Annotated in this window: 4 protein-coding genes; 2 read left to right on the forward strand and 2 right to left on the reverse strand. The window is 41.2% G+C overall.

Annotated elements, in window-relative coordinates; all coding sequences use genetic code 11:
• Window positions 1–7 precede the first annotated feature (7 nt).
• Window positions 8–541: a 23S rRNA accumulation protein YceD gene (gene yceD / locus ACYVIL_RS01100; protein WP_303471902.1), complete on the reverse strand. Its 534-nt coding sequence runs from the start codon at window positions 539–541 to the stop codon at window positions 8–10.
• 109 nt (window positions 542–650) lie between these two features.
• Here yceD and ACYVIL_RS01105 point away from each other — a divergent pair, with 109 nt between their 5' ends.
• Window positions 651–1,229: a Maf family protein gene (locus ACYVIL_RS01105; protein WP_460311266.1), complete on the forward strand. Its 579-nt coding sequence runs from the start codon at window positions 651–653 to the stop codon at window positions 1,227–1,229.
• 9 nt (window positions 1,230–1,238) lie between these two features.
• Here the strand turns inward: ACYVIL_RS01105 and rluC are convergent, their stop codons facing one another.
• Window positions 1,239–2,198, reverse strand: a complete 960-nt coding sequence (gene rluC / locus ACYVIL_RS01110) for a 23S rRNA pseudouridine(955/2504/2580) synthase RluC (RefSeq protein WP_303471898.1) — start codon at window positions 2,196–2,198, stop codon at window positions 1,239–1,241.
• Between the two features lie 724 nt (window positions 2,199–2,922).
• Here rluC and rne point away from each other — a divergent pair.
• A complete protein-coding gene (rne, locus tag ACYVIL_RS01115) occupies window positions 2,923–6,003 on the forward strand; it encodes a ribonuclease E (RefSeq protein WP_303472319.1) in 3,081 nt (1,026 codons plus the stop codon).
• Window positions 6,004–6,245 lie beyond the last annotated feature (242 nt).

Genomic DNA, 6,245 nt, shown 5'->3' on the forward strand with positions numbered 1-6,245 from the left:
ATTACTCCTAGTCTCGCTTAAGTTCTTTCAAAACCGCGAAAGGGTTTGGACGTTCATCGGCCGGTTCAATCTTACCAAACTGCATTTCATCCCGCTTGATATTGCAATCCTCCTCTGCATGAAGGGCGACAATGGGCAAAGACAATATTAGTTCATCCTCGAACAATTGCAGTAGATTGATTTCTCCATGGTCATTGACCTCTACCGGTTCGTAAATGTCCGGCAATTCAACTTCATCATCTGTTTCAACTGCTTTCCGTTTTACCGGACTAAAACAAAATGATGTGTGAATTGAATGAGCAAATTGCTCATTACATCTCTGACAGACAAGCTCCACTGATGTTGATAGTTGTCCTTGAAAAAAATTCAGACCCTGCTCGTCTTTATCGAATCTTACTTCAGCTTCAACAGTATCAGCAGCGGTGGCCACTGCACTAAGAAAACGCGCCATGTCAGAAGTCATCATCACACCCTTATAATCAGAGCGTTTTGTAGCACTTTTGACTGGTTCGATAAACTTGGGCAATTTCACTTTCTGCATAGGGCGCGCATAATATAGATACTGAAGCCGTTAGTCAAAGGAAAATATAGCCAAAAGCCCCCTATTCCCTAATAATAATGAAGACTTTTTATTAACTTAACGGAAAATTGTGAAAATAGTTCTTGCTTCCACTTCTAAATATCGTAAAGCCCTACTCGATAAACTGCAACTCGATTTCATTTGTCATAAACCCAACGTTGTTGAAAGCCGACGTTTAAATGAGTCGGCTAAAGACATGGCATTAAGACTGGCAGAGGCAAAATCAAAAGACGTGGCGCGTCACTATAAAAGTGGTTTGATAATAGGGTCTGATCAAACAGCCAGTTTACATAACGATATACTAGGCAAACCTGGAACCCCTCAAAACGCCAAAATGCAGTTGCAACAATGCAGTGGTAAAGAAGTCGTCTTTTATACGGGGTTAAGTGTGGTCGATGCAAATAGCAATAAATGTTTATCCTTGGTGGAAGAGTACACTGTCTGTTTCCGCAACTTAACCGATCAACAAATAGAAAACTATATTGCCAAAGAAAGTCCATTAGATTGCGCAGGCAGTTTTAAATGTGAAGGTTTGGGAATTAGGTTGTTCAGCCAATTACAGGGGCGAGATCCAAATAGTTTAGTTGGCTTACCTCTTATTGCCCTTTGTGATGTATTGGCTGAGTTTAAATTTGACGTGTTGAGCTAGCAAAGAATATTAGGCCTGAAGTTTTCTTAACGCCTTGAGTGTCTGATTCAATGAATTATCCAAATTTGCGGTATGGCTCATTTGCTTTCCCGTCACCGGATGCACGTATAAAATTCGATAGGCATGCAAAAATAACCGATTTAATCCTTGTTTTGCCATGTAATGATTAAAATCTTCATCTTTATATTTACTGTCTCCGGCAATGGGATGTCCTGCATGCTGACAGTGCACTCGAATTTGATGGGTCCGCCCGGTAATTGGAGAGGCTTCCACTAAAGTCGCTTGGGCAAAGGATTCAAGGATCCGAAAGCGCGTTTCAGATTCTTTACCCTCCGCAGAGACAGTGACTATGCGCTCACCAGATTTAACGATGTTTTTTAATAATGGAGCTTTTACTTTAAAGCGGTTTTCAGGCCAATGTCCATCAACTAGTGCTTGATAGCGTTTGTCCATGGTCTTGTTACGTAATTGTTCGTGCAAGTGTTTTAGCGCTGAACGTTTTTTAGCGATCAGCAAACAACCTGAGGTATCCCTGTCTAAACGATGCACTAACTCGAGAAACTTTGCAGTGGGACGCAGTGCACGTAAAGCTTCAATTACGCCAAAACTCAAACCACTGCCTCCATGTACAGCCATGCCTGAGGGTTTATTAACCACAATTAATACATCATCTTCAAATAAAATGTGAGATTCTAAAGTGGCCACTTTATCTAGTTTAGTGGAGGGTGCTTGTTGGCTGGATTCAGACACGCGAATAGGCGGCAGGCGAATTTCATCACCACTCACTAATTTGTATTCTGGCTTAATACGCTTTTTATTAACCCTAACTTCACCTTTACGTAAAATCCGATAAATCATACTTTTTGGTACGCCCTTCAATATTGTACGTAAATAATTATCAATTCTTTGGCCTTCATGGTCAGAGTCGATGGCTAAAAATTGTACTTTATTGAAGTTTGAATCGGTCATTAACGAGCCTGTAGAGTTTTACTAATTGGATTTAGTGTTGGGTTAAACGCATTTGAATGCAAAATTAAGTTAAAAGCCAAGTGTTTAGACGTTTTCATTTATCAACGAAAGTTCTGTGGCCCAAAGGGCTATTCTAACTTAAATATTTAAATTAGCTTTATAATTTTTATTTGCTTGCCAGAGTGTTAGTTTTAATGTGATAATCCGACCGTTTAGCTGGCTTTGCTGTTGCAAAGCAGTAAATAATGCGATGAAAATTAGAATTTGTATGGCATCAACGAAATAAATTTCGTAACACACAATGATGCATTGCCGCTGTCGAAGTGAGTATTTTTTCGATTGGTTGGGCAAGCAAATTTACAAATCATCATGCGATATACAATAAAAAAGTACCAATCGCAGAATAGTAAGAATTGAATTTGGCAACAAACTGATGTGTTTTGTTTAACATCACGTCAGTTTGAAAGATAGACAAAAAATTTATTGGGGTGAGGCGTTTCACCCAAGGGTCTGAAGTAAAAATTACCACACGTAATAATTCACTTCCCTAATGAAATCATATGCTTAAGGTTAATCCTTGGCACATCTAAACGCGCACAAGATCTGTTTTTTACAGTCGTGAGACTGAAGGTAATTTCAGCTTGGTGCAGCTTGCAAGCCACGTTTTTCAGTTCTACATTATTCCGCATTCGGTACTAAAACCGAGTCTTATACAATGAAAAGAATGTTAATCAACGCTACTCAACAAGAAGAGTTGCGTGTTGCATTGGTCGATGGACAAAAGCTTTATGATCTTGATATCGAAAGCCCTGGACACGAGCAAAAAAAAGCCAATATTTACAAAGGAACTATTACCCGTGTTGAACCCAGTTTAGAAGCTGCGTTTGTTGATTACGGTGCAGACCGACATGGTTTCTTACCCCTTAAAGAAATAGCGAAAACTTATTTCCCTAAAGGTTATAAGTTTGATGGCCGCCCTAGCATCAAAGATGTGATTAAAGAAGGCCAAGAAGTTATTATCCAAATTGATAAGGAAGAGCGCGGTCAAAAAGGCGCTGCCCTTACGACTTTTATTAGTTTGGCTGGAAGTTACCTAGTTTTAATGCCGAATAATCCTCGTGCAGGTGGCATTTCTCGCCGAATTGAAGGCGATGAGCGTACCGATTTAAAACAATCCTTAAACAAACTCGAATTGCCTGAAGGCATGGGGTTAATCGTCAGAACGGCAGGCGTTGGTAAATCATTTGAAGAATTAGAGCATGATTTAAATGTGCTAATTCGTCATTGGAACGCAATTTCAGAAGCGTCTGAAACTAAGCCAGCTCCTTTCCTTATTCACCAGGAAAGTAACGTCATTGTCAGAGCTATACGTGATTATTTGCGTCGTGATGTCGGTGAAATCCTCATTGATAGTGTAGAGGTTTATGAAAAAGCTCTGCAGCATATTCAATTAGTAAGACCTGACTTCGCAAGCCGAGTAAAACAATACAAAGGTGATGTACCGCTTTTCAGTCATTATCAGATTGAAACTCAAATTGAATCTGCATTTCAACGTGAAGTACGCCTCCCCTCTGGTGGTTCAATAGTCATTGATCCTACTGAAGCAATGATTTCCATTGATATCAACTCTGCCCGGGCAACAAAAGGCGGTGATATTGAAGAAACGGCATTTAATACTAACCTTGAAGCCGCCGATGAAATTGCACGTCAATTGAGATTACGAGATGCCGGTGGCCTTGTCGTAATCGATTTTATTGATATGACGCCAGTGCGCCATCAGCGTGAAGTTGAAAATCGCCTTAAAGATGCAGTCAAACATGACCGAGCTAGAATCCAATTGGGACGTATTTCTCGATTTGGTTTGTTAGAAATGTCACGTCAAAGGTTACGTCCTTCACTGGGTGAGTCAGCTCATATTGTATGTCCTCGCTGTAGTGGCCACGGTAACATTCGTGGTACTGAATCTTTAGCATTATCAGTTCTTCGCATAATGGAAGAAGAAAGTATTAAAGACAACACCGGGCAAATAGAAGCACAATTACCCGTTAATGTTGCTACTTACTTGTTAAACGAAAAAAGACGTTCAATCCAATCTATTGAAAAACGTCATGGGGTAAATTTGTTGATTATTCCAAATCCAAATTTACAAACGCCTCATTACCATGTTGCTCGTAGACGACCGGACGATACTGTCACTGAAGCGAGCTATAACATTGAGTTGATGGATACACAGTCTGCTGAGGTTGATAATCCTACTCAAGAAATCAAGCCAAAAGAGCAACCTGTGTTACAAGGTTTATCTGCGCCACAGCAAGCTCCGGTAGCCACGAAAACTGAAGAAGCGTCATTGTTGACTAAAGTCTCTAAATGGTTATCTACTCTGTTTGCAAGCGAACCAGAGCCTGCGCCGAAAAAGGAAACCAGTAGTTCACAAAATAAACGCCCACAACGGAATACTCGTAATCGCAACGAGCGTTCAGGCAATCGCAAACCAAAAGCATCAGAACGCAGAGAAAAGACAACACGGACTGAGAAAAGCCAAGCTGATAAGCCTGAGCAAAAACGCGATAAGAAGCCTAAGCAGCGTCGTGATAATCGTAATAAAACGCAAGATCCTAATGCAAATCAAACGACTAAAGAGAACGCATCGGTTGAAAACCAACCCGAGCGTAAAAATGAGAAAGTTGCAGAACGCAGAAAAAGACGCGATACCCGTCGAAATGTGCGTGGTGACAAAGGTGAAAATGCCAATGTAGTCACTCAAGCTCAAACTGAAGTCACGAAAACTCCGCAACCAAAAACTAAGGTTGAAGAAGTTAAAAACGATAAGGTTCAAAGCGAAGAAACCAAAAATGACGAGTTGAATAATGCAACTCAAACCACTGAAAACCAAACAGCAGCAACCGAAACAGTAAGTACCGAGTCTAAAGACGAAGGACAAGCAGAGCGCAGCAGAAGCAGACGTTCTCCTCGACATATTCGTGCTGCAGGTCAAAAGCGCAGAAAAGAAGGTTCTGGGGCAGAAGAAGGCAATGCAACTGATTCAACTGAAAAGGCTAATGAACAATTAGCTCAAGATGAACTTAAGTTTGAATCACACGATACTCCTGGTGTGCAAGCCACTGATGCTAATGAAGAGGTAAAAGCAGAAAAACCTAAAGCAAAACCTCGTGCGAGAAGACGTACTAAGAAAGCCGACGAAAATGTGGCTGAGTCTACCACTGTAGATGAGAGTGCAAATGCAGAGGCTAAACAGGACGAAGTGATAGTCAATACTGAGACGACAACTGAACCAAAGGAACCGGTTAAAGCTGCTAAGCCAGCAAAAGCTAAGGCAGCTCAACCTGAGCAAGTAGAGATTCAGTTGGATGCAGATAATGCTGATGTTGCAACTACTGAAGAGACAGCTAAAGTTGCAGACGCCACTCCTTCCCCTACTGTCGTTAACACGCCGGTTGAGCAAGAAGTCGATGAAAAGCCTGCAGTAGAAACTGTCGTTGAGCCTGTAGCTGAAGCGCCTAAAACTGCCGATTCAAACGCAATCACTGAACAACCTGAAAAGGTTGAAGAAATTGCGAAAAAGCCGAAGGCAGCCAAAAGACCAAAGGTGACGGTAACCAAAGCACCTGTGTCTCATCCTATGGCAAAGCCTAAAGCAATTGAAACGGATTTTAATGAAATTGAAATTAAAGCACTCGCTGCTGAAAAGCGCGCTGGTTTAAAAGTTTCAGGTAAAACAGCGTCTATGGCCAATACTGCGAATAGTTCGGCTGCCGCAGCCACTAAACCTGGATCGGTTGCCTAACTAGATAACCGCTAGCAAAAAAGTCAACCAAGATAAACGCCGGTGAACAAACATTCACCGGCGTTTTTTTATGCTTTTTCAGGGTACCTTATTAGCTATATCATCCATTAGGTTCTACTGTAATCCCCCCATTTTAAGCAGCAGTTATTCGTAGAAATTAATTAAGCCGCTCTCAATAGTTGTTTAGGTGGTACACCACCAATTGCCATATTAGGTCGTTCATTGTTGTAAAGCCAGAGCCA

It is taken from the genome of Aliiglaciecola aliphaticivorans, assembly GCF_054782055.1.

What these genes read in the sequence shown, in the direction of transcription:
- yceD (WP_303471902.1), bottom strand. Translation starts at nt 541, where the DNA reads ATGCAGAAAGTGAAATTGCCCAAGTTTATCGAACCAGTCAAAAGTGCT.
- rluC (WP_303471898.1), bottom strand. Translation starts at nt 2,198, where the DNA reads ATGACCGATTCAAACTTCAATAAAGTACAATTTTTAGCCATCGACTCT.
- rne (WP_303472319.1), top strand. Translation starts at nt 2,923, where the DNA reads ATGTTAATCAACGCTACTCAACAAGAAGAGTTGCGTGTTGCATTGGTC.